We start from the raw sequence: 21,693 nt of genomic DNA, 5'->3' as shown, positions 1-21,693 counted from the left end.
ACTTCCCTAGGAGATCGCCGCCCCGCCGTCCACCGGCACGATCGCCCCACTGACGTAACCCGCCGCGGCGGAGGCGAGGAAGAGACACACCTGCGCCACCTCGTCCGCCGTCCCGATGCGCCGCAACGGAACCCGGGCCGCGAAGAACTCCGCCGCCGCGTCCGGATCGTCGGTGAGACTGGTCATGGCCGTGTCGATCACCCCCGGCGAGACCGCGTTCACGCGGATCCCGAGCGGCCCCCACTCGGCCGAGAGCTGGCGCGTCAGTGAGACGATCGCGCCCTTCGAGGCCGAGTAGGCGGCGCTGGGCTCGTGGGCGTCGCCGCGCTCGGCGCCCAGGCTCGACATCAGCACCAGCGAACCCCCGGCGCGCATCCGCCGGGCGCTCTCGCGTGCCACCAGGAACGAGCCGCGCGCGTTGATCCCGAACACCTGGTCCCACGCCTCGGCCGTCAGGTCCGAGGTCGGTTCCACGCGGTAGACACCGGCGCAGTGCACCACCGCGGTCGGGCCCTCGGGCCACACCTGGTCCAGTTCGGTGAAGGCGGCGACGGTGGACGCGTCGGTCCCCAGGTCGGCGGTCAGTGCTGCGGTGAGGTGCGGGGTTTCGCCGGGGAACGAGCGGTCGAGGCCGGCCACGTCCCAGCCCTGGGCCCGGGCCGCGCGGACGGTGGCGGCGCCGATGCCGTTGGCCGCGCCGGTGACCAGGAGCCGGTGCCCGGTCACGAGACCAGGATCCCGCCGTTGACGTTCAGCGTCTGCCCGGTGATGTAGGAGGCGTCGGGCGAGAGCAGGAACGCGATGGCGGCCGCGACGTCCTCCGGCCGGCCGTGACGGCCCAGCGGCACCCGCGCGCGGTGCTGCTCGATCTGCTGCTCCAGCGTCGTGCCCAGCGACGAGGCCCGGAAGGCCATCTCGTCCCGGTGCATCTCGGTCATGATGTAGCCCGGGGCGACCGCGTTCACGGTGACCTCCGGGGCCAGTTCCAGGGCGAGCGCGTGCATCAGGCCGATCACGGCTCCCTTCGAGGCGATGTAGGGCCCGGCCCCCGGGACGGGCTGCTGGGCGAAGACGGATCCGAGCACGACGACGCGCCCACCGGTGCGCGAACGACGCAGCAGGGGTGCGGCGGCGCGGGCCGCGCGCAGGGTGCCGCCGAAGTTCACGTCGACCACGTGGTCCACGTCCCCGGCGGGAGTGTCGAGAACCGGGGTGGACGGACCGCCGACCCCGGCGTTGGCCACCAGGGCGTCGAGGGCTCCGAAACGCTCCCGCACGGCCTCGACGGCGGCGTCGACCTCCGGGCCGGAGGTGACGTCCGCGACGACACCGAAAGCACCCGCGCCGCAACGGGCTGCCTCCTCGAGCACCTGCTCGGTGCGATCAGCCAGCGCGACGTTCCAGCCGTCGGCCAGCAGGCGCTGGGCGGTGGCCAGCCCCAGCCCCCGGCCCGCGCCGGTCACCAGTGCGGTTCTCACCGGACCTCCGCCTTCACCCGGGCCGCCAGGTCACCGGCGGAGGAGATGGTCAGCCCGGGACGCTCCCGGGCTGCGGTGAGGAACTCACGGAGCATCCGGAGCCGCGACGGGCGTCCGATGATCTGGGGGTGCACCGTCAGCGTGACGAGACCACCCGCGTCCCAGATCGCGCCCGCCTCCTCGGCCCAGATCGCCGAGACCTCGCGCGCGGAGCGGATGGTCTTGTCCCAGGACGTGGTGTCGAACCAGAAGTGCGGGGCGTCGTCGAGCAGCCAGTGCACGGGCAGCTCCACCAGGTCGTGGTCGGCGTGCCGGTAGGGGCGGTACGCGTCCATCAGGTTGGAGGAGTAGAGAAAACCGTGGCGCTCCAGCAGGGCGAGCGTGCTGGGCCCGAAATCCCAGGAAGGAGACCGGTATCCGAGCAGCTGGTCGGTGTGCCGTCGCAGAACCTCCAGCCCGCGCTCGATCTCGGTCTGCTCCTGCGCCTCGCTCATCGTGTGCGGGGATCGGTGCGTGTAGCCGTGGTGCCCGATCTCGAGACCGGCCGCCGCGATGCTGTCGATGGCGTGCGGATGCCGGACGGCGTCACCCCCGCAGACGAAGAAGGTGGCCGGCAGATCCAGCTCCCGGAACAGCTTCAGCAGGGCCGGGACCGCGACCTGCACCCCGAACCGGGCCTGGGACAGGACACCGGGACGGCGGGCGTTCTCCGGGTCCTCGGCGAGCCACAGCTCCTCGGCGTCGAAGTCGACCGTGACCACGAGCTGCGCTGCGTCGTGTGCGCCCACTGGTGTCTCCTCTCGTTCGGGCAGGAGTGTGCCACCCGCGGTACCGGGAGCGGATGCGTCGTTCTACGTACGCGGCCGACCCTCGTGCCGCCGTGGAGTCCGCATACGCAAGATGACGGATTGACCCTCGGCGTGGCGCGCCGCAGGGTGTCCCGGGTCACCCGCGATCGTGGAGTGAGCAGCCGGCTGGAAGGAACGACGAGGATGTCAGCCCCCTTGACCTCACCCCCGAACACACCGGACGCCTCGTCCGGGGCGGACCCGTCCCTGCGCCGGGTGCTCGGGCTGCCCTCGCTGGTCCTCTTCGGCCTGACCTACATGTCGCCGGTGGCGGTCTTCACCACCTACGGCCTGGTGCAGCAGCAGACCAACGGCCACCTGCCCGCCGCCTACGTGGTGGCGACCGTGGCGATGCTGCTGACCGCGCACAGCTACGGGCGCATGGTCGCCGCGTTCCCCGCCGCCGGATCGGCCTACCGTTACGCCCGTGGCGTTTTCGGCCCGCACCTGGGATTCCTGTCCGGCTGGACGCTGATGCTCGACTACCTGTTCCTGCCGATGGTGAGCTTCCTGCTGGCCGGGATCTACCTGAACTCACAGTTCCCCGGCGTGCCCGGCTGGATCTTCAGCCTGGCCCTGCTGCTGGTCGTGCTCGTGCTGAACGTGCTCGGGGTCAAGGTTCTCAGCGGGGTCTCGGCGATCGTCATGGCCGTCACCGCCGTCGTCATCGGGATCTTCGTCGTGCTGGCCTTCGGGCACAGCGCCGCCCCGGCCGGTGACGTCCTCACCTCGTTCCTGCCCGGCTCGTCGGACATCTCGGTGATCCTCGGCGGCGCCGCCATTCTCGCCTTCAGCTTCCTCGGGTTCGACGGCGTCTCCACCATGGCCGAGGAGACCCGGGACCCGCGCCGCACCGTACCCCGAGGCATCCTGCTCGCCACTCTCGTCGGCGGCCTGCTCTTCATCCTCGTCGCCTGGTCGGGCAGCCTCGCCCATCCCTCCACCGATTTCGAGAACGCCGACGCGGCCGGCGTCGAGCTCATGGTCGGGCTCGGCGGCAAGGTGTTCAGCAGCATCTTCGTGGCCGTCTACGTGCTCGGCTGCTTCGGATCGGCCCTGGTCTCGCAGGCCAGCGTGGCCCGCATCCTGTACGCGATGGGCCGCGATCGTCTCCTGCCCGCGCCGCTGGGCCGGGTCGACGCGCGCTGGCAGACCCCGGTCGTCGCCCTCGTCCTGGTCTCCGCCGTCGGTCTGCTCTCCTGCGTGCTGACGCTCGAGCAGGCCGTCGTGATGATCAACTTCGGTGCGCTGGTGGCCTTCTCGGTCGTCAACCTGGCCGTCATCAAGCACTACATCGTCGACAAGGGCGAGCGCACAGCCCGTTCCGTCCTCGTCAACGCCGTCGTCCCGGGCCTGGGGTTCGTCGCGACCGCCTGGCTCTGGACCGGGCTCACCGGTGAGACCTTCGTCGTCGGCTTCGTCTGGGTCGCCGTCGGCCTGATCTACCTGGTGGCCACCACCCGCTTCTTCACCCGGCCGCCGGCCGAGGTCGACTTCAGCGAGTAGGAACACTTCTCAGGAGGGGACGATGAACCGCGACCTGCTCGTCACCGGCATCCGGGTGCCCGGCCGCCCCGGCGTCACGGCGCTCGCCGCCCGTGACGGTGTGATCGTGGCGCTGGGCTCCGGGAAGGACGCGCGGCGCGAGGTGGCCGCGTCGGCGCGGCACCTGGACGGCCGCGGCGGGACCCTGACTCCCGGGCTCATCGACTCCCACGCCCATCCCCACCACGCGGCCGGGCTCGCGCACGCGGTCGACCTCGGTGCGGTCCGCTCGTGGGACGGATTCCTGGCCCGGCTGCGGGAACTGGCGCACGGCCGGGCCCCCGACTCCTGGCTGCACGTCTGGAATCTCGACTACGCGATCTTCGCCGGACGGCCGATCCGCGGAACCGACCTGGCCGAGGCGGTCCACGGCCTTCCGTTCTACGGGCTCTTCTTCGACGGGCACACGGCCGTCGCCTCCCCCCGAGCCCTGCAGCGTGCGGGAGTCACCGGCCGCGAGCGCTTCCGGGACAACAGCGTCGTGGTCGTCGACGAGAACGACCTGCCGACAGGCGAGCTGAGGGAACGCTCGGCCTTCCAGCTGGTGGCCGCCCACCTGCCGGCCGTCACCCCGGAGCAGGCGCGGGCCGCCGTGCTGGGCACGCTGCGGCAGATGAACGCCGTGGGCATCACCGGCGTGGTGTCGATGGACGGAACCCGTTCGAGCCTGGACGTGTTCGACGACATCGACGCGAACGAGGGCCTGCCGGTGCGCCTGCAGAGCGCCCTGACCCACCGGCCGCACTTCGTGCCCGAGGAGGTCGCCGAGATCCTCGCCCAGCGCGACCGCGGTGGAAGACGCTGGCGCACCGGCCTGATCAAGCTGTTCCACGACGGCGTCATCGACACCGGCACCGGCTGGCTCTACGAACCGGACACCCTCGGCGACGGCCTGGCCTCCTTCTGGCCCGACCCGTCGCGGTACCGCGACGTCGTCAGCACCTACACCCGCGCGGGGTTCCAGATCGCCACCCACGCGATCGGCGACCGTGCGGTGGGCGAGACGATCGACGCCTATCTCGCCGCAGGCGTCCGCTCGGCCTCGGGCGCACCCCACCGCATCGAGCACCTGGAAACCCTGACCGACACCGACCTCCGCCGGGCCGCGGACGCCGGGATCGCCGTGTCCATGCAGCCTCTGCACATGCAGTGGCGCCACGAGGACCATTCCGACTCCTGGGCCCACCGCCTGGGCCGGGTCCGCAGTGCCCGGGGCTGGCGCGCCGCCGACGTCCTGCGCGCCGGAGCTCAGCTGGTGCTCGGGTCGGACTGGCCGGTGGCCCAGTTCGACCCGCGCATCGGTATGGCCTGGGCCGTGCTGCGCCGCGAGCCGGGCAATCCCGGCGCCCCCGTCTTCGAGGAGCACCTCCGGCTGACCGGTGAGCAGGCGGTGCACGGATACACCCGGGCGGCGGCGCAGGCCATGGGCTCGGACCGGACCGGCCTCCTCGAGATCGGGGCGCTCGCCGACCTCACGGTGTTCGCGGACGACCCGGCCACCGTCGACGGGGACACGCTCGCGACGCTGCCGGTGCTCGGGACGGTCGTGGACGGCGAGGTCGTCCACGAGGCCTGACGGGCACCTGCGCCCTCGTTCTGGTTGCCGGCGCTCAGCGACGGACCGTGTACCGTGTGAGCACCACGCCACCGGGGAACGTTCGCGTCTCCACGAGGTCCAGGTGCACCCAGCGGTCGAGAGCGGGGTAGAACGGCAGGCCGCCGCCGATCAGCACCGGATGGGTGACGATCGCGTACTCGTCGATCAGCCCGGCCCGCATGGCCACGGAGGCCAGGGTGGGCCCGCAGATGTCGAGGGGCCCGCCGTCCTCGGACTTGAGGCGGGAGATCTCGGTGACCACGTCGTCCGTTGCCAGGCGGGCGTTGCCCTCGACCGCGCTCAGGGTGGAGGAGAAGACCACCTTGGGCATGTCCCGCCAGCGCTGGGCGTACTGAATGTGTGCCGCGGTGGCGCCGGGCTGCCGGTCGGCGGTTGGCCAGTGCCCGTTCATCCCCTGCCACAGCCTGCGGCCGTACAGGGCGACGCCGGTCGCGGCGACCCGGTCGGACCACCACTGGAACAGCTCGTCACCCGGCGCGCTCCAGCCGAGATCGTCACCGGGCGCGGCGACGTAGCCGTCCAGGCTCAGGTTCATGCCGTAGGTCAGGGTGCGCACGGAGCCAGCCTCTCGGGAATCGGATGTCCCCGTACAGACCGACACGACGCGGGGATCTCATCGGCCGGTGCTGATTGCCCGCAGGGCGGAGCGTCTGTCGGTGGTCTCGATCAGCACGGGACTGCTCCGTCCGGGTGACGCGCCGGTGCTCAGCCACCTCCGCCCGGGCGGTGCTCGAGCGCACGGTCGACGCGTCCGTGGCGAGGCTCTCGCTCCCCGCACCGTCCGAGCACCTCGAGATCACCCCTGTGATCTCACCTACGTGGCGGCGGTGGGCCCCGAGCCGTGCCGGGTGGTGAGCGTGACCCGGCCGGGCGAGAACAGCCGCCTGATCCGCGATTTGTGCGAGCATCTCGCCCTGACCGCCCTGCCGGGGACCGTCCCCTGAGCAACCACCACGACCCGGCGAGATGTGAACATGCGCCATTTGCCCGGTTCGTTGATCATCATGAGCATGGTGGATCCCGAGATCGCCCAGCTCGCCCGGCGTCGTCAGGATCGCTGGTTGCGCCTGCTCGCGGGGCTCTTCCTGCTGGTGGCCCTGGCGGCGTGCGGAATCCTGTATGCGGCCGATCCCGATCTGCCGCTCTGGGTCTTCCTCGCCGCTCCGCCCTTGATGCTGGTGCCTCTCCTGGCACCGTTGGCGTGGCTCGTCCGGCGCCGCCGAAGGGGATCGGACCAGGCCCAGGCCCCGCTGCTGTGGGGCGTCGAGAAGGAACGCCGGGTCCGGATCATCAAGGCGGTGCGGGCCGGTGAACCCGTGCCGGAGCAGGATCAGGACATCGCCGCCCAGGCCGCGGTCAATCTCGTTCGTCAGCGCCGGTTTCTCTGGTGGGCACCGTTGCTCGTGCTGCTGTGGGGCTGGAACCTGCTCACCGGCGACTTCGTTGCCTGGGACGTGATGCGGGTGATCGCCATCGCCGTGTGGGTCGTCCTGCCGGTGTTCGTGGTGCGTGACGTCCGTCGAGGATGTCGATGGCTGGAGCGCCACACCTGAATCCACAGGCGGGCAGTGTTTTGACCGAACCGACGAACTCCGTCGAAAGCCCAGCCCACCAGAACCCCGAGAACGATTCCGGCCGGAACGGGCCAGCGGTGAAAGCGCCTGACGATCAATCTCGGCACGTCCACGGTTCCTCCGGCCATGAGTTGTGGCCCCCAGTATGCACGTTCGCGCGAAGAGGGCCGGGCGCCGCGCAGTCGCGGCACCCGGCCCCAGCGCAAAAAGGAGCTCAGCTCCCGCTGAGCGCGGCGCCGATCCGCTCGTACCGCTCGCGCGGGTCGAGCGCGAGCCCGGACTTGATGAACCGCGCCCAGTCGTCGGCCAGCACCTCCTGCTCGCCCGACTCGATCGCGTCGAGGCCCGCACCCGCCAGCTCGGCCGGGTGGATCTTCGGCGCCTGCATGCCCTTGCTCATGTCGGTGTCGACCAGGCCCATGTAGACGCCGACCACGTGGGTGCCCTGACCGGCGAGCTCCTGGCGGGTGCTGTCGGTCAGCATCCAGGTCGCGGCCTTCGACGCGGCGTAGGCGCCGGCGCCGGGAGCGGTGAACCAGGACAGGGCCGAGACGACGTTGAGCACGGCGCCGCCCCCGTTGGCCCGCAGGATCGGGGCGAAGGCGCGGGTCAGCAGCAGCGGGCCGTAGAAGTTGGTGTCCATCTCCCGCCGGATGCTCGCCTCGTCGCCGGTCACCAGCGACGTGCCCGTGGAGATCCCGGCGTTGTTGATCAGGACCTGCACGTCACCGGCGGCCCGGGCCGCCGCCTCGATCTGGCCGGGCCGGGTGACGTCGAGCGCGATCTTCTCCACGCCGTCGGCCTGGATCGTCGTCGCGTCGCGGGCCGCGGCGTAGATCTTGCCCGCCCCGCGGTCCTGCAGAACCCGCACGAACGCGGCGCCGATACCCCGGTTCGCACCGGTGACCAGGACGACTGCACCTTTCAGGTCCACGACGTCCTCCATTCTGTAGTGATCGCTATTGATAGCCAGGGACGCTAGCACATTCTTTAGCGGTCGCTACGTTATGCTGGGGTCATGGCTGGACGACCCCGGAGCTTCGACCGAGACGCCGCCCTCGCCGCTGCCGTCGAGCAGTTCTGGCGCCAGGGCTACGAGGGCACGTCCATCGCGACGCTGACCTCGGTCATGGGTGTCTCGCCGCCGAGCCTGTACGCCGCCTTCGGCGACAAGCAGCACCTCTTCGAGGAGGCCTCCGCCGAGTACTTCCGGCGCACCTGCGAAGGACTCGACCAGGCCGCCGCCCTGCCGACCGCCCGCGAGGCCGTCGTGCGCGTCCTCGAGGACACGGCCCGTGCCCACACCGACGCGTCCACACCCCCCGGATGCATGATGCTGACCGAGCCCCTGCTCACGGCGCAGCGCGAGGAGCTGCAGCAGCGGCTTCTCGACCGCCTTGACCGCGGGGTGGAAGACGGCGACCTGCCGGCCGGCACCCGCACCGATCGCCTCGCCTCGTATCTGGTGACGGTCCTGCGTGGGATGTCCGGGCGGGCGCGTGACGGCGGCACCCTCGAAGACCTGCGGCAGATCGCCGAGATCGCGATGACGGCGTTCCCGGCGGGCATGAAGGACGCAGGGGACCGGCCGTGAGGGGCAGGGCACTTTCGGTGGTGGAAGGGTGTGGTGCGGGTGCGAATCGGTGACGTGTCGGCCAGAACCGGGGTCAGCGCCCGGTCATTGAGGTACTACGAGGAGCAGGGCCTGCTGGCCTCGGAGCGCAGCTCCAGCGGTCAGCGGCTCTACGGGGACGAAGCAGTCGGGCGCGTGCGGTGGATCCAGCTGCTGTTCGGGGCCGGCCTGAGCAGCCAGGACATCGTCAAGCTGCTGCCGTGCGTTCATTCCGGGGTGGCCGATCCGGAGATGTTCGGCGTGCTGGCCGAACAGCGCGCCCGGATGGACGCACAGGTGAAAGACCTGACGGCCACCCTCGAAAAGCTCGACGCCGTGATGCTGTTCGCGGCCACGATCGTGACCGAGGGGCAACCGGCCTAGCGCAGCCGTGGCCCGGGGCCGTGGCACCGGGACGCGCACGGCCCAGGCCGGTGCCGGGCGCCGGGCTCAGTCCACCGCGACCTCGATCGTCACCTCGTTCAGGCCGGGGGAGGTGACCGTGACCGTGATGGTCCCGGCGCCGGTGGGCCGGATCACGGCCAGCGCGCGCCCGTCGAAGGTGGTCCAGCGGTCGGCGTCGAAGCGCTCCGTGGTCCGGGGCCGGGCGCTGCCGAGGCCCGCGAGCGTTCCGGGACCGGACACCGCGACGGTGATCTCGCGGTCGGCCGAGGTCGCCAGGATCCCGTCCGCGTCCCGGAGCTCGACGTCGAGGAAGGCGAGATCGTCATCGTCGGCGTGCAGGCGCTCGCGGTCGGATGTGACTGTCAAGCACGGTGATCCGGCCGTGCGGAGGCTCGTGCGTCCGGTCTCCTGCCCGTCGCGGTACGCGACCGCGGTGAGTTCGCCCGGGCGGTAGACGGTCTCGAGTGACGCCCGGTAGGTGTCGATGGCGGCGCGGGCGATTTCGGCACCCTCGAGCAGCAGGGCGACCTCGTCGGCATCGGCGTAGACCTCGACGGTCACCGGGCGCTCCTCGAATCCCGGCCAGGTCCAGGAAGACACCGAGTCGCTCCAGGCCCACGGTGACTGCTGGGCGATGGCGCGTCCGTGGTGCTCGGGGCGCAGCACGGCGATGCAGGGCTCGGTGCGCAGCCCGAAGACGATCTCGCGGTAGAAGGAGACGGGCCGGCGCCAGCCGGTGATGTCCAGGTCGCCGGTCCAGGCGGTCAGGTAAGGGAATTCCCGCTCCAGATCGGTGGTCTCGCCCTCGTAGGCGGTGGCGCCGATGCCCACCTCGCCGAGGTAGTCCCAGCCGGTCCAGGTGAAGTCGCCGATGACGTTCGGGCTGGCCACGACCATCGGCCACAGCTTGCCGATCTGGGAGGGGAAGGTCTCGGACCCGACGATGACCCGGTGCGGGTAGGCGTGGGCGTCGGGCTCGTAACGGCCCTCGGCGTAGTTGAGGCCGAGCACGTCGAGCGCGGCGCTGGACTCCTCGATCCGCGCCGAGGCGGCCGGGCTGGCGCTGACCGTGCTGAACCAGTCGCCCTCGGCCATGGCCTCGTTCAGGCCCCCGGCCTCGGCCACCTCGTCGATGATCGCCAGCAGGGCGTTGACGCCGTTGGTGACCGGCCGGGTCGGGTCGAGCGAGCGGACGTGCTCGGCGAGGGTGCGGGCCCAGCGGGCCCCGTGCGGGGTCCCGGTCTCGGCGATCTCGTTGCCGATCGAGTACATGATGACGCTGGGATGGTTGCGGTCCTTGGCGACCATGGCCGCGAGGTCGTCGCGGTGCCACTGCGGGAACTCGGCGGCGTAGTCGTAGGGCGTCTTGAACCGCGTCCACATGTCGAAGGCCTCGTCCATCACCAGCATGCCGAGCCGGTCGCAGGCCTCGAGAGTGGCTTTCGAGAGAGGGTTGTGGGCGGCGCGCACGGCGTTGAAACCGGCGGCCAGCAGCAGCTCGATGCGGCGTTCGTCGGCGCGCCCGATCGCCGCGGCGCCCAGGGGCCCGTTGTCGCTGTGGATGCAGGCACCGCGCAGCAGCACCGGTGCGCCGTTGATGCGCAGGCCCTTGCGGGGGTCCACGGTGACCGTGCGGATCCCGAAAGTCACCGTGTGAGGGGCGTCTTCGACCGTCACCTCGGCCCGGTGCAGCGACGGGACGGTGGGTGACCACAGGGCCGGGGCGCTGATGTAGAAGCGCTGGCGCACGACTGCTTCTTCGCCGCGGACCAGGGTGGACGGGGTGTCGGCGGAGTCGAGGACGGAGCCGTCGGGGCCGAGGATCCGGGTACGGACGCGGGTGGTGCGGGTGTTGATGCCCGCGTTGGTGACCCGGGTGCGCACCTCCAGAACAGCCTGGTCGTCCTCGAGGCGCACGGTGTCGATCTGGATGCCGTCGGGCACGACGTGCACGGGGCGGTCGACGTGCAGCCGGACCGGGCGGTGCAGCCCGGCGCCGGCGTACCAGCGGGAGTCCTCGCCGGAACGGGTCTCGATCCGCAGCACGTTTGGGGCGCCGGGCTTCAGGTAGGGCGTGAGGTCGACGAAGAACCGCGCGTAGCCGTCGGCCCGGTTGCCCGCGAACTCGTCGTTCAGGAACACCTGGGCCCGGCGGAAGGCGCCCTCGATCTCCAGCCGGACCAACTGGCCCTCCCACTCCCACGGTGCGTCGAACGTCCTCACGTAGGTGAAGGCACCGTGCGGGTAGTACGCCGAGGCGCCCTTGGCCGGGGCGTCGGGGGAGCGCTCCTGATCGCGCAGCGCGTCGTGGGGAAGGTGAACCGGCGTTTCCGGAGCCGGGTCACCCACGGCCGCGAACGGCCCCTGCGGCCGCCGGTAGGTCCAACCGGTGTTGAACGGGATGACAGCCACGGGGGTAACTCGCTCTCTCGTTTCTGGAACAGGGTGAATCAGCGCACGGAACTGATGCGCAGGATGGCGACGGCCCCGATCACCGTCATGGCGATCGAGATCGGGAAGATCAGTCCGTAGGAACCGGTGACGACCACGACGGTGGAGGTGATGATCGGGCCGATGGTCTGACCGAGCGTCGTGGCCAGGTTGAGCACGCCCAGGTCCTTGCCCGCCTCCTCGGGGTCGGGCAGCACGTCGACGTTGATCGCCTGGTCGACCGCCCCGAAGACCCCGTAGCCGAATCCGGCGATCGCGGCGTACAGGAACATGCCGGTGGTCGTGGGGAACAGCCAGGGCATGGCCACACCGACCGCGAACAGGCCGGCGGCCGTCACCGCGGGGACCTTGCGCCGCCCGATGCGGTCGGAGACCGGGCCCGACCCCAGTGAGGCCACCACACCGACCACCAGGGTGATCAGTGACATCGTGGAGATCGTGGCAGCCGACTCGACCTTGGTCTGCCCGACGTAGTTCTGCACGATGTACAGCTGGTACGCGGCGATCATCTGATAGCTGATCAGCATGAACAACCGGCCGGTGAACGCCTTGTAGAAGTCGGGGGCGCTGCGCGGCGACGGCGGCCGGAACGAGGTCAGCAGGTCTTTGAGACCGCCCTGGACAGGTGGCGTGGAGGCGGCCGAGCGCTCGCGCGGCCAGACGATCAGCGTCAGGACGCCCGACAGGGTCAGGAGCACGGCCCCGAGCGTGAACCCGCTCAGGGTCTGCGTGATGAACGCGGCCCCGACCAGCGCACCGAGCGGGTAGCCGATGGTGGCGCCGCCGCCGAAGAACGCCGACATGGTGCCGCGGACGTTGGCCGGCACGCGGTCGGAGATGACCGCCAGGGCCGGGGCGAGCATCATGTTCAGGCCGATCATGGTGACGCAGTACGTGACCATGATGGCGACCGGGCCGGTCAGCACGCCGACGGCGAAGAGCGAGACGCCGGCGATGATCCCGCCGAAGAGCAACCACGGGCTGCGGCGGCCGAAGCGGGAGCGGCTGCGGTCGGAGAGGTTGCCGAACACCAGGTTGGCCACCAGGGAGACCACGGCGGTGACCGAGTTGATGGTGCCGAACCACGCGTCCGGCGAGGACACGCCGATGTCGCTGAGGCGCTGGGGGAGAAGCACATTGGCGACCATCGCCAGGCCGATGGCCCAGCAGACGCCGAAGAGCAGGAAGCCGGCGCCGATGCGGACGACGGTGGTACGGGAGGGGACGGTCATCGTGTCGGGGGCGATGTCGTCCCCGAGGGGCGGTGCCCCCGGTTCCAGGGGGATGGCCGGGCTGGGACTCATGGCAACCTTCTTTGGTTGTTGAGAAGCAGGTGGTACAGGGGAATTTCAGATGTCGGAGCCGGTGACCTCGAAGTCGCCGAAGCTCACGGTGCCCTCGACGGCGTACAGCCCGATGACGCGGCCGGTGAACGAGGCGGCGGTCTCGGCCGTGAGGTAGCGGCCGTCGATCCGGGCCAGGCGTACCTGCTCCCCGCCGGCCTCGGCCCACAGCTCGACGTGGTCGCTGGTCATCATCTCGGTGCCGAACTCCGCGCTCGAGGGGCGCCGGGCGTCCAGGTGCAGGGTGAGCGGGGCGTCCGGAAGCTCTCCCCGCCATTCCTGGCGCAGGCCGGGCACACTCGCGCGGGCCGTCAGGTGAAGGCGGCCATCCTCGGCGCGGGCCTCGATCTCGTAGTGGTGGTCCTCGTCGTAGCGCACGGCCAGACCACCGGTGCCCGCCGAGACGTCCACCCGCGTGCGGGATGCCACGTCGATCGTCATCTGGCGGCGCCCCACGAAGGCCGGGCGCAGGTCGTCGAGGGTGGAGCCGTCCGCGGTGATCCGCAGCCGGCCGTCCTCGGTCTCGGCCACCTCGGAGGGCGTCCGGCGCACCGCGAGCCATCGGTTGTCCCAGGGCTCCGCGAAGGAGACCTTGTCGGTGATCGAGGGGAGCACGGACAGCTGCACCGGCTCGGCGACCGGCCAGTCGTCCTTCCAATCGACCGTGGTGACGAAGGTTTCGCGGCCCAGGGGTGAGAAGGCACGGGTGCCACCGCCAGGCCTCACGCCGAGCAGCACCATGAGGGTCTTGCCGTCCGGGCCCTCGACCAGGTCGCCGTGGCCGGTGTTCTGGATCGGCCGGGTGGTGCTGCGGGCGGTCAGGAACGGGTTGGCCGGGCCCGGCTCGAACGGGCCCTCGGGGGAGGGGCCCCGGGCGATCGAGACACCGTGACCGCGCTCGGTACCGCCCTCGGCGATCATCAGGTACCAGTACCCACCGCGGTGGTACAGGTGCGGCGCCTCGGGGAACATGAACCCGCTGCCCGACCAGATCGAGCGCGGTTCCTCCAGCGCCCGGCCGGTTTCCAGGTCGACGCGCACCTGCTGGATGCCCAGGTGCGTGCCGAGGTCGGGGCCCTCGAGCAGGAGCCCGGAGTAGGTGACGAAGGCGTTGCCCGCCTCGTCCCAGGCCAGATCCGGGTCGATGCCGTGGACACCGTCCAGGACGGTGCCGTCGCTCCACGGGCCGGCCGGGTCGGTGGCGGTGAAGACGACGCAGCCGCGACCACGGGGCACGGTGACGATGACGTGGAAGAGGCCGTCGTGGTGGCGGATCGTCGGGGCCCAGACCCCGGTGCCGGTCGGCACGTCGCGCAGTCGCAGCTGCTCGGGCCGGGTGCCGACGTTGCCGATCTGCTCCCACTGCACGAAATCGGTGCTGCGGTACACCGGCATCCCGGGCAGGTATTCGAAGGTCGAGGTGACGAGGTAGTACGTGTCCTCGACGCGGACCACGCTGGGGTCGGGGTTGAAGCCGGGCAGCAGCGGGTTCGGGTAGGTGGTGCCAGTCATGAGCATGCTCCTTTGCACGACCTGAGCGAAACTGTTTCGCACGTTTCGCCAGCAAGCCCGACTGTATGGACTGCACATTCGTCCGACAAGAGGCTTTGACCGGTCAACTTGAGAGAAATAGTTTCGTCGTTGGTAGGGTGGCCGGGTCGTCACGAGGAGGAACCGGTGTCAGGCAGTCCGCACGAGCGCGCGACGCTCGACTCGGTGGCCGCGATCACCGGCGTCTCCAAGGCCACCGTCTCCAAGGTCCTCAACGACCGCCCCGGGGTCTCCGAGGCCACCCGCCGGCGGGTGCGCGAGGCCATGCGCGAACTGCGGTACGCGCCCACCACCGGCCGTCCCGACGCCGAGACCAGCCGTCCGCGTTCGGTGGTCGCCCTGTTCGACACGCTGGCGAACCTGTACGCCCTGCGCATGATGGACGGGCTGGTCGCCCAGGCGCAGGAGGACGGCGTCGAGATCGTCCCCCTGGTCACGTCACCCCTCAGCCCCGGCCCCGGCCGTCCTCTGGAGCCGGAGCGTGTGCGCGACCTGCACCGGCGCGGGCACGCCGGTCTGCTGGCGGTCACCACCCAGCTGTCGCGCGAGCTGATCGGCGTCTGCTCCGAACTCGGCTTCCCGGTGCTGGCCATCGATCCCGTCGACGCCCTCGACCAGAGCGTGGTCAGCGTCGGCTCGAACACCTGGGGCGGCGGGGTGCAGGCCACCGAGCACCTCCTCGCCCTGGGCCACCGCCGCATCGGCTTCGTCGGAGGCTCGGCTGCCCACGCCGGCCTGCGCGAACGCCGGGCCGGCTACCGGGCCGCGCTGGAAGCCGCCGGTGTCGCCGAAGATCCGGCCCTGGTCTCGGAAGAGGGGATGGGTGTCGCCGGTGAACCCGCGCTGCGCATGCTGGCGCTGCCCGACCCGCCCACCGCGTTCTTCGTCTCCAGCGATCCCGGGGCCCTGATGGTCGTGCGCGAGGTCGTCCGCTCCGGGCGCCGCGTCCCCGACGACGTGAGCGTCGTGGGTTACGACGACACCTACGCCTCGCTGCCCGCGCCCGCCCAGCTGACGAGCGTCCACACCCCGCTCGCCCAGATCGGGCAGGTCGCGGTGACCACGCTGCTGCGGATGGGCCAGGGCATCCCCCCGGTGGCCAATCACGTGCAGCTGTCGACCTCACTGGTGGTGCGGGAGACGACGGCGCCGCCCGGGCGACGCTCCTGAGCGCGCGTCGGGACGAGGCGGACGTGCCCGCGTGCCGGGCCGGCGCGCACCGTCACGGGGCCGTGGGCTCAGACCCCTTGTGATCAGCGGGTTTCGCGAGCGCAGAACACGTCCTGGCGAGGGCGCTCGCCCGTGGCCAGATAGGTGTTCATCGCGTCGCTGCCACAGCGATTGGCCCCGAATCCGTAGACCCCGTGGCCACCCTGGTCGATGGTCACCATGCGGGCGCGAACACCGAACGCGACGCGCAGCCTGCGGGCGTTGACCAGCGGCGTGCCGGGATCGCGCTCGTTCTGCACCAGGAGAACGTTCGACGGCCCGTGCCCGGTGATCGCGACCTTGGGCCCGGCGGAGGGCTCGTGCCAGAACGCGCACGCGGAGATGTTCGCCGAGGCGGCACCGAGTTTCGGGTAACGGACGCGGTCGACGGCGACATCGAGCTGGTAGCGGGCGACCGATCGGGGCCAGTCGGACTCCCCGCAGATCACGGCGAACCGGGCGGCGAGGGTGTTCTGCAGGTCGGCCCCGTCGTCCGGCAGCTCCGGCTCCACACCCCGGTCCAGCGACTGCCAGATCCCCGCCAGGTTGTCGAAGTCGGTGCTGTAGAGCTTGCTGAACGTGGCGCCCCGGAACACGGACTCCGTGAAGATGCCGAGCGGCCGCCGGCGGAGCCGGTCGGCCAGCTGGTGGTACTTCCTGGTCACCCGGGCCGGGGTGGCGCCGAGTCCGTACTCCGGGTGCGCCGCGGCGTACGCCGCGAAGTCCGGGAAGCGGTCCTCCATGCCCCGGGCGAGGCCCCGCATCGCGGTGATGTCGTAACCCTCAGGGCCCATGACGCTGTCCAGGACGACCCGGTCGGTCGTCCGCGGAAACAGGGTGGTGTAGACCGCACCGAGGTACGAGCCGTACGACACCCCCAGGAACGAGGCGGTGGACTCACCCAGTGCCTGACGGACGGTGTCCAGGTCCCGTGCGGTGTTCGCGGTGGTCATGTGCGGAAGCATCCAGCTGGTGTCCGCGTCGGCACACTGGGCCGCCTCGGCCTTCGCGACCCGCGCCTGCGCCGTGACGTCCGCCGGGGTGCGTGCGTACGGGAGGTTGCCGATCGCGATCTGCTCGGGCGTGAGGTCACACGTGACGGGTGTGCTGCGCCCCACCCCGCGGGGATCGATCCCGATGACGTCGTACTGCTCCCGCACGCTCGCCGGCAGCGGAGCCGGAAGGCCCTTCAGCGTCAGCAGCTGCGGGAAGTCCAGCCCGGAGATGCCGGGGCCTCCCGGATTGGTCAGCAGGACGCCGCGGCGCCTGCCCGGATCGGTGCTGGGGAGCCGAGAGATCGCGAGGGTGATCTTCTTCCCGCTCGGCTGCCGGTAGTCCAGCGGGACCCGCACGGTCGTGCACTCCAGATCCGGCGTCGGCAGCGTCGTGGCCGGGCACGTCCCCCACGTCAGCGCCCGGGACGTCCCGGGCGCGCTCGTCGTCGCGTCCGACGCGGCGGGGACGGTGACCCCGGCCACCGCGACGGCGCCGCACACCGCTGCCAGCAATACCTTGCGCATGTTCGATTCCCCTCGTCGTGTCGTCCGTTCCACCCCGTCGGCTCCACCCCGCCGGCCCGTCCGGCTCGGGGCTCCTCAGCCGTCGCCCGGCCCGGGGTAGACGATGGCGTTCATGCGGTGCAGCACATCCCGCTGCGCGTCGTTGTGGAGCTCGGCGATCCCCTGGACGACGACGGCCCAGACCTGCGGGTCGGCACCCGACCGGGCCCGCTCCGCCAGCTCGTGCAGCGTCGGGTGCTCGCGGTGCTGCCGGATCACCTCCAGGGCGTACCGCTCGGCCAGGTTCTGCCTGGTGTCCTCGTCCGCATCCTCCGGGAGCACGTCGAAATCGCTCTCCGCCGCGCTCCGGGGTGTCCGGTGCAGCTCCCGGTACGCGTCCATCACCGACGGCTCGAAGATCCGGGAGGCGATCAGCAGGAAGGCCCGGTCGGCCACCGAGAGCCCGGTGGCGACGGAGTCGAAGCCCGGCGGCAGATCGGCCAGAGTCCGGTGCCGCTTGATCTCCACCAGCTCGTCGCGTATCCGCTGCTGACGTGCGATGCTCGCGGCCAGCTCCTGGTCGAGCGCCCGGAACACCTGGTCCGCGCGCTCGGGCGACTCGTCGATCGCGGCGATGTCGGCGAGCGACACCCCCAGGTCCACCAGACGCCGGATCCGCAACAGCCGGATCAGATGCGCCACCCGGTAGAGCTTGTACCCGTTCTCCGCCCGCTCCGGCTCCGCCAGCAGGCCGACCCGGTGGTAGTGACGAACGGTCTTCACCGTGATGCCCGCGAGCTTCGCCAGCTCACGCGTGCTCCAGCCGGTCTTCACCTCCTCCACCCGTCAGACGCGACGAAGGTGGGGCGCCCCCACGAGCCGACCATGGACAGCTTCCTTTCGGACGGACGTGACGGACCGGCCGCCCCGTGGATTGCTCACCCCAGCCAAGACCGGGCCCCAGGGGCAGGCTCAAGGGTCAGCAGGAGTGGCCTACGTCACATTGAGTCGCCCCGGGGTCAGCGCCCGTCAGTGCGGCCACTCGCCGTCGGCCCGCGCGAGCTGCGGGCAACGCCCCGGCGCCGAGGCGCCTTTGGCTGCACGATCACCGAGATGAGCTGAGGCACAGCGGACGTCGGGCCACGCCGGGGAACCGGGGCGACGGGCTCCCCCGTGAGCCGGTCACTCGCCCACGTCGGCCGGCCCGCCACTCCAGCCGCATGAATGAATTTCACAGGAACCCGGCCGCCGAGACCCGGGATCTGACCGCCGTCGCCCGACGCCGAGGCGTCGTGCCAGCTCAACGGGGGTGCGGCGATGATGCCGCCCCACCGGTCCGCAGCGCCGGAATGTTCTGCATTGACTCTGATGAAACCTCTCCGCAATCTGCTCGTAGCGATGGTCGGCGCTCGCAACAACGTCGCGTAACCCGCTACAGCCGACCAGAGGTCCGTCGCGGTCATTCGCCGTTGCGGTGGATCGAGGCATCAGGAGAATCGTATGAACAGATTCAAACTCGGAGCGGGACGCCTTCGCCCGCAACGGTTTCTGGCCGCCGCAGCGGCCGTGGCGGTGGTCGGCGCCGGGATGTCGCTCGCATCGATCGGTGCGGCGGCCGCCGCGCCCGGATGCTCGGTCGCGTACACGGCGAACTCCTGGAACACCGGATTCACCGCCAGCATCGACATCAAGAACTCCGGTGACCCGATCACCAGCTGGGCGCTGGAGTTCGACTACGCCGGCAACCAGGCGGGCAGTGGGGCCTGGGGCGGCACACTGACCCAGACCGGCAAGCACGTGAAGATCGTCAACGCCGCCTACAACGGGTCGCTCGCCACCGGGGCGTCCACCAACATCGGCTTCAACGGCACGTATTCGGGAACCAACACGGCCCCCACCGCCTTCACCCTGAACGGCGTCGCCTGCAACGGCGGTACCACCAACCCGACGCCGTCCACCTCCGCCACACCTCCGGTCAGCCCCACCCCGGACACCAGTCCCACCCCGGGCACCACCACCCCTCCGCCCGGCACCCACCTCGACAACCCCTACGTGGGCGCGAAGTGGTACGTCAACGCCGACTGGTCGGCCAAGGCCGCGGCCGAGCCGGGTGGCAGTGCGATCTCGAACCAGCCGACCGGCGTGTGGCTGGACAGCATCGCCTCGATCACCGCCCCGGCCGGCTCCGGCTACACCACCAGCCTGCGGGGACACCTCGACAAGGCACTGGCCCAGGGCGCGACCCTGGCGCAGTTCGTCATCTACGACCTCCCGGGCCGCGACTGTGCGGCGCTGGCGTCGAACGGTGAGCTCGGCCCGACGGAGATCGGCCGCTACAAGACCGAGTACATCGACCCGATCGCGGCGATCCAGGCGGACCCGAAGTACGCGTCCATCCGGATCGTCAACATCGTCGAGATCGACTCGCTGCCGAACCTGGTGACGAACGCGGGCAGCGCCGCCGGTGCCACCGAGGCCTGCCGCACGATGCTCGCCAACGGCAACTACTCGACCGGGATCGCCTACGCCCTGTCGAAACTGCACGCGGCGGGCACGAACAACTACAACTACATCGACGCCGCGCACCACGGCTGGCTCGGCTGGGACAGCAACTTCGCCCCGGCGGCCACGATGATCGCCGACACCGCGAAAAAGGCCACCGGAGGCGTGAACACGGTCGACGGCTTCATCACCAACACGGCCAACTACTCGGCCCTGAACGAGCCGTTCGTCAAGATCAACACGACCGTGAACGGCACCTCCGTGCGGGGGTCGAAGTGGGTGGACTGGAACCAGTACACCGACGAGCTGACCTTCGCCCAGGGGTTCCGTAACCAGCTGGTCTCAGCCGGTTTCAACGCCAACATCGGGATGCTGATCGACACCTCTCGCAACGGCTGGGGCGGTTCCGCCCGGCCGACCGCGGCCAGCACCTCGACCGACCTGAACACCTACGTCGACGCCTCCCGCATCGACCGCCGTATCCACGCCGGAAACTGGTGCAACCAGGCCGGTGCCGGTCTCGGCGAACGCCCGAAGGCCGCCCCGGCCAGCGGGATCGACGCCTACACCTGGATCAAGCCCCCGGGTGAGTCGGACGGCTCCAGCACGCTGATCCCGACCGGCCCGGACAACCCGGCGGGCAAGGGGCTCGACGGGATGTGCGACCCGACCTACACCGGTAACGGCCGCAACGGCAACAGCATGAGCGGCGCCCTGCCCAACGCCCCGGTCTCCGGGGCCTGGTTCTCGGCCCAGTTCCGTCAGCTCCTGGCCAACGCCTACCCGGCGCTGTGACCTGAGAGCCACCGGCTGCCGGTAGCTGCTCCCGGCGCTACCGGCAGCACCACCACGAGGCCCCACCCCGACCGGAAATCCGGGTCGGGGTGGGGGTTTCGTGTTCCTGGCGCCGGTGGTGCTTCCGGTCGTCACGGTGGACGTGCCGGTCGCCTCCGGAAGGTGGTCCGCCGGAGCGGGACTCAGGTCGAGGAGCGGATGACCAGCTCGGTGTCGAGAATCTCGTCGGCCGCCGGCCGGCCGCCGGACAGCACCTGCTCGAAGAGGAGTTCGGCGGCCCGCGCCCCGAGTCGCTCGACCGGTTGCCGCACCGTGGTCAGCGGGGGATCGGTGAACGCGGCGGCGGTGACGTCGTCGAAGCCGATCATCGCGACGTCGGAGGGAATTCGCCGGCCCGCCTGGCGCAGGGCCATCATGGCGCCCATCGCCATCAGGTCGGAGGCGGCGAAGACGGCGTCCAGGTTCGGGGCCTGGTCGAGCAGCAGCCGCATGGCGTTCTTGCCACCCATCGGCGTGAAGTCCCCGGACACGACCAGCGGCGCACGCCCGGCCCCGGCGAGGGCGTCGAGGTAACCGGCGAGCCGGTCGCGGGCGGCCGGCAGATCGGCCGGGCCGGCAATCAGGGCAATCCTTTTCCGGGTCTTCAGCAGCAACTCCACCGCGGCCCGGGCCCCGCCGCGGTTGTCCACGTCGACGAAGGGCATGGGCACGTCGTCCACCGGCCGCCCGGCCGCGCGGATCGGCAGCCGGGTGCCGGCCAGGGTCAGCGCGAGCGGGTGCCGCCCGTGCACGGAGACCAGCAGGACCCCGTCGGAACCGCCTCCGAGCAGGTGCTTCTCCGTGGAGGCGAGAACCGGCCGGGCCGCCGGGATGAGCGGGAGGGGAACACCGCGTCCGAGCAGGTAGGTCTCGGCCCCGCTGATGAAGCGCATGAAGAAGGGGTCGTTGAACATCCGGGTGCTGGGCTCGCAGATCACCGCGGAGATGATGGGTGGATGCCGGCTGTCTCCAGGACGCTCACCGCGGCGCAGGTATCCGAGGCGGGACACCGCCGCGTAGACCTGGCGGCGGGTGGTGTCGCTGACCTGCGCCGAACCGCTCATGACCCGGGAGACCGTGGCCGGGGAGACGCCCGCTTCCGCGGCGACCCTAGCCATGGTGGTGTTCTTGGCCGTTGTCGTCTCCTTTGACGACCCGCACGACGTCGTGTGGGTTGGGCAATCAATGAACGAATGGTTCCACGCCGTTGATGCATCGGCAAGA

General features: G+C 70.8%; 18 protein-coding genes. 7 read left to right on the top strand and 11 right to left on the bottom strand.

Annotation, left to right across the window (positions count from 1 at the left end):
• Positions 1-6 precede the first annotated feature (6 nt).
• Genes J2S57_RS29865 through J2S57_RS29855 form a run of 3 tightly spaced genes read right to left on the bottom strand, consistent with a single transcriptional unit; the run spans position 7 to position 2,266 of the window.
• Positions 7-726: an SDR family NAD(P)-dependent oxidoreductase gene (locus tag J2S57_RS29865; protein WP_307249214.1), complete on the bottom strand. Its 720-nt coding sequence runs from the start codon at positions 724-726 to the stop codon at positions 7-9.
• Positions 723-1,478 carry an SDR family NAD(P)-dependent oxidoreductase gene (locus J2S57_RS29860; protein ID WP_307249212.1) on the bottom strand — a complete coding sequence of 252 codons (756 nt, stop codon included), beginning with the start codon at positions 1,476-1,478 and terminating at the stop codon, positions 723-725. The genes J2S57_RS29865 and J2S57_RS29860 overlap by 4 nt, the downstream gene beginning before the upstream one ends.
• Positions 1,475-2,266 (bottom strand): polysaccharide deacetylase family protein, encoded by a 792-nt coding sequence (locus J2S57_RS29855; protein ID WP_307249210.1) that lies wholly within the window; start codon positions 2,264-2,266, stop codon positions 1,475-1,477. The genes J2S57_RS29860 and J2S57_RS29855 overlap by 4 nt, the downstream gene beginning before the upstream one ends.
• Before the next feature lie 204 nt (positions 2,267-2,470).
• Here J2S57_RS29855 and J2S57_RS29850 point away from each other — a divergent pair, with 204 nt between their 5' ends.
• Both J2S57_RS29850 and J2S57_RS29845 read left to right on the top strand, forming a co-directional pair.
• Positions 2,471-3,832: an APC family permease gene (locus J2S57_RS29850; protein ID WP_307249208.1), complete on the top strand. Its 1,362-nt coding sequence runs from the start codon at positions 2,471-2,473 to the stop codon at positions 3,830-3,832.
• Positions 3,833-3,854: 22 nt separating this feature from the next.
• Complete coding sequence (locus J2S57_RS29845; protein ID WP_307249206.1) at positions 3,855-5,447, top strand: amidohydrolase; 1,593 nt, start codon at positions 3,855-3,857, stop codon at positions 5,445-5,447.
• A gap of 34 nt (positions 5,448-5,481) precedes the next feature.
• On the opposite strand, the gene J2S57_RS29840 is transcribed toward J2S57_RS29845, so the two are convergent.
• Positions 5,482-6,045 (bottom strand): dihydrofolate reductase family protein, encoded by a 564-nt coding sequence (locus J2S57_RS29840; RefSeq protein WP_307249204.1) that lies wholly within the window; start codon positions 6,043-6,045, stop codon positions 5,482-5,484.
• 454 nt (positions 6,046-6,499) lie between these two features.
• On the opposite strand from J2S57_RS29840, the gene J2S57_RS29835 reads away from it, so the two are divergent.
• The gene (locus J2S57_RS29835; protein ID WP_307249201.1) at positions 6,500-7,042 is read left to right on the top strand and encodes a hypothetical protein; all 543 of its coding nucleotides are present in this window, start codon (positions 6,500-6,502) and stop codon (positions 7,040-7,042) included.
• Between the two features lie 235 nt (positions 7,043-7,277).
• Here J2S57_RS29835 and J2S57_RS29830 read toward each other — a convergent pair whose 3' ends face one another.
• Complete coding sequence (locus J2S57_RS29830; protein ID WP_307249199.1) at positions 7,278-7,997, bottom strand: SDR family oxidoreductase; 720 nt, start codon at positions 7,995-7,997, stop codon at positions 7,278-7,280.
• An 84-nt stretch (positions 7,998-8,081) separates the two neighbouring features.
• Here J2S57_RS29830 and J2S57_RS29825 point away from each other — a divergent pair, with 84 nt between their 5' ends.
• Together J2S57_RS29825 and J2S57_RS29820 are read left to right on the top strand one after the other, a co-directional pair.
• A complete protein-coding gene (locus J2S57_RS29825; protein WP_307249197.1) occupies positions 8,082-8,657 on the top strand; it encodes a TetR/AcrR family transcriptional regulator in 576 nt (191 codons plus the stop codon).
• Positions 8,658-8,711: 54 nt separating this feature from the next.
• Positions 8,712-9,059 carry a MerR family transcriptional regulator gene (locus J2S57_RS29820; RefSeq protein ID WP_307249195.1) on the top strand — a complete coding sequence of 116 codons (348 nt, stop codon included), beginning with the start codon at positions 8,712-8,714 and terminating at the stop codon, positions 9,057-9,059.
• Positions 9,060-9,125: 66 nt separating this feature from the next.
• On the opposite strand, the gene J2S57_RS29815 is transcribed toward J2S57_RS29820, so the two are convergent.
• Genes J2S57_RS29815 through J2S57_RS29805 form a run of 3 tightly spaced genes read right to left on the bottom strand, consistent with a single transcriptional unit; the run spans position 9,126 to position 14,386 of the window.
• On the bottom strand, positions 9,126-11,492 hold the full coding sequence (locus J2S57_RS29815) for a glycoside hydrolase family 2 TIM barrel-domain containing protein (RefSeq protein ID WP_307249193.1): 2,367 nt from the start codon (positions 11,490-11,492) through the stop codon (positions 9,126-9,128).
• Between the two features lie 38 nt (positions 11,493-11,530).
• The gene (locus J2S57_RS29810) at positions 11,531-12,835 is read right to left on the bottom strand and encodes an MFS transporter (protein WP_307249191.1); all 1,305 of its coding nucleotides are present in this window, start codon (positions 12,833-12,835) and stop codon (positions 11,531-11,533) included.
• Between the two features lie 45 nt (positions 12,836-12,880).
• On the bottom strand, positions 12,881-14,386 hold the full coding sequence (locus tag J2S57_RS29805; protein WP_307249189.1) for a glycoside hydrolase family 43 protein: 1,506 nt from the start codon (positions 14,384-14,386) through the stop codon (positions 12,881-12,883).
• 165 nt (positions 14,387-14,551) lie between these two features.
• On the opposite strand from J2S57_RS29805, the gene J2S57_RS29800 reads away from it, so the two are divergent.
• The gene (locus J2S57_RS29800) at positions 14,552-15,595 is read left to right on the top strand and encodes a LacI family DNA-binding transcriptional regulator (protein WP_307249187.1); all 1,044 of its coding nucleotides are present in this window, start codon (positions 14,552-14,554) and stop codon (positions 15,593-15,595) included.
• Positions 15,596-15,678: 83 nt separating this feature from the next.
• On the opposite strand, the gene J2S57_RS29795 is transcribed toward J2S57_RS29800, so the two are convergent.
• Both J2S57_RS29795 and J2S57_RS29790 read right to left on the bottom strand, forming a co-directional pair.
• Positions 15,679-17,154 (bottom strand): alpha/beta hydrolase, encoded by a 1,476-nt coding sequence (locus J2S57_RS29795; RefSeq protein ID WP_307249185.1) that lies wholly within the window; start codon positions 17,152-17,154, stop codon positions 15,679-15,681.
• A 75-nt stretch (positions 17,155-17,229) separates the two neighbouring features.
• A complete protein-coding gene (locus tag J2S57_RS29790) occupies positions 17,230-17,976 on the bottom strand; it encodes a MerR family transcriptional regulator (RefSeq protein ID WP_307249183.1) in 747 nt (248 codons plus the stop codon).
• Positions 17,977-18,633: 657 nt separating this feature from the next.
• Between J2S57_RS29790 and J2S57_RS29785 the strand changes: the two genes are divergently transcribed.
• The gene (locus J2S57_RS29785; RefSeq protein WP_307249181.1) at positions 18,634-20,430 is read left to right on the top strand and encodes a glycoside hydrolase family 6 protein; all 1,797 of its coding nucleotides are present in this window, start codon (positions 18,634-18,636) and stop codon (positions 20,428-20,430) included.
• Positions 20,431-20,612: 182 nt separating this feature from the next.
• Here J2S57_RS29785 and J2S57_RS29780 read toward each other — a convergent pair whose 3' ends face one another.
• A complete protein-coding gene (locus J2S57_RS29780) occupies positions 20,613-21,587 on the bottom strand; it encodes a LacI family DNA-binding transcriptional regulator (protein WP_307249179.1) in 975 nt (324 codons plus the stop codon).
• Positions 21,588-21,693: the final 106 nt, after the last annotated feature.

The organism is Kineosporia succinea (genome assembly GCF_030811555.1).
In the GTDB taxonomy this organism is placed as follows: domain Bacteria; phylum Actinomycetota; class Actinomycetes; order Actinomycetales; family Kineosporiaceae; genus Kineosporia; species Kineosporia succinea.
Note: the sequence above shows the minus strand (reverse complement) of the source record. Positions and strands in the feature narration are given on the sequence as shown.

Coding starts and splice junctions, on each gene's coding strand:
- J2S57_RS29835 (WP_307249201.1), top strand. CDS start 6,500: ATGGTGGATCCCGAGATCGCCCAGCTCGCCCGGCGTCGTCAGGATCGC.
- J2S57_RS29850 (WP_307249208.1), top strand. CDS start 2,471: ATGTCAGCCCCCTTGACCTCACCCCCGAACACACCGGACGCCTCGTCC.
- J2S57_RS29795 (WP_307249185.1), bottom strand. CDS start 17,154: ATGCGCAAGGTATTGCTGGCAGCGGTGTGCGGCGCCGTCGCGGTGGCC.
- J2S57_RS29780 (WP_307249179.1), bottom strand. CDS start 21,587: ATGGCTAGGGTCGCCGCGGAAGCGGGCGTCTCCCCGGCCACGGTCTCC.
- J2S57_RS29845 (WP_307249206.1), top strand. CDS start 3,855: ATGAACCGCGACCTGCTCGTCACCGGCATCCGGGTGCCCGGCCGCCCC.
- J2S57_RS29825 (WP_307249197.1), top strand. CDS start 8,082: ATGGCTGGACGACCCCGGAGCTTCGACCGAGACGCCGCCCTCGCCGCT.
- J2S57_RS29805 (WP_307249189.1), bottom strand. CDS start 14,386: ATGACTGGCACCACCTACCCGAACCCGCTGCTGCCCGGCTTCAACCCC.
- J2S57_RS29810 (WP_307249191.1), bottom strand. CDS start 12,835: ATGAGTCCCAGCCCGGCCATCCCCCTGGAACCGGGGGCACCGCCCCTC.
- J2S57_RS29785 (WP_307249181.1), top strand. CDS start 18,634: ATGAACAGATTCAAACTCGGAGCGGGACGCCTTCGCCCGCAACGGTTT.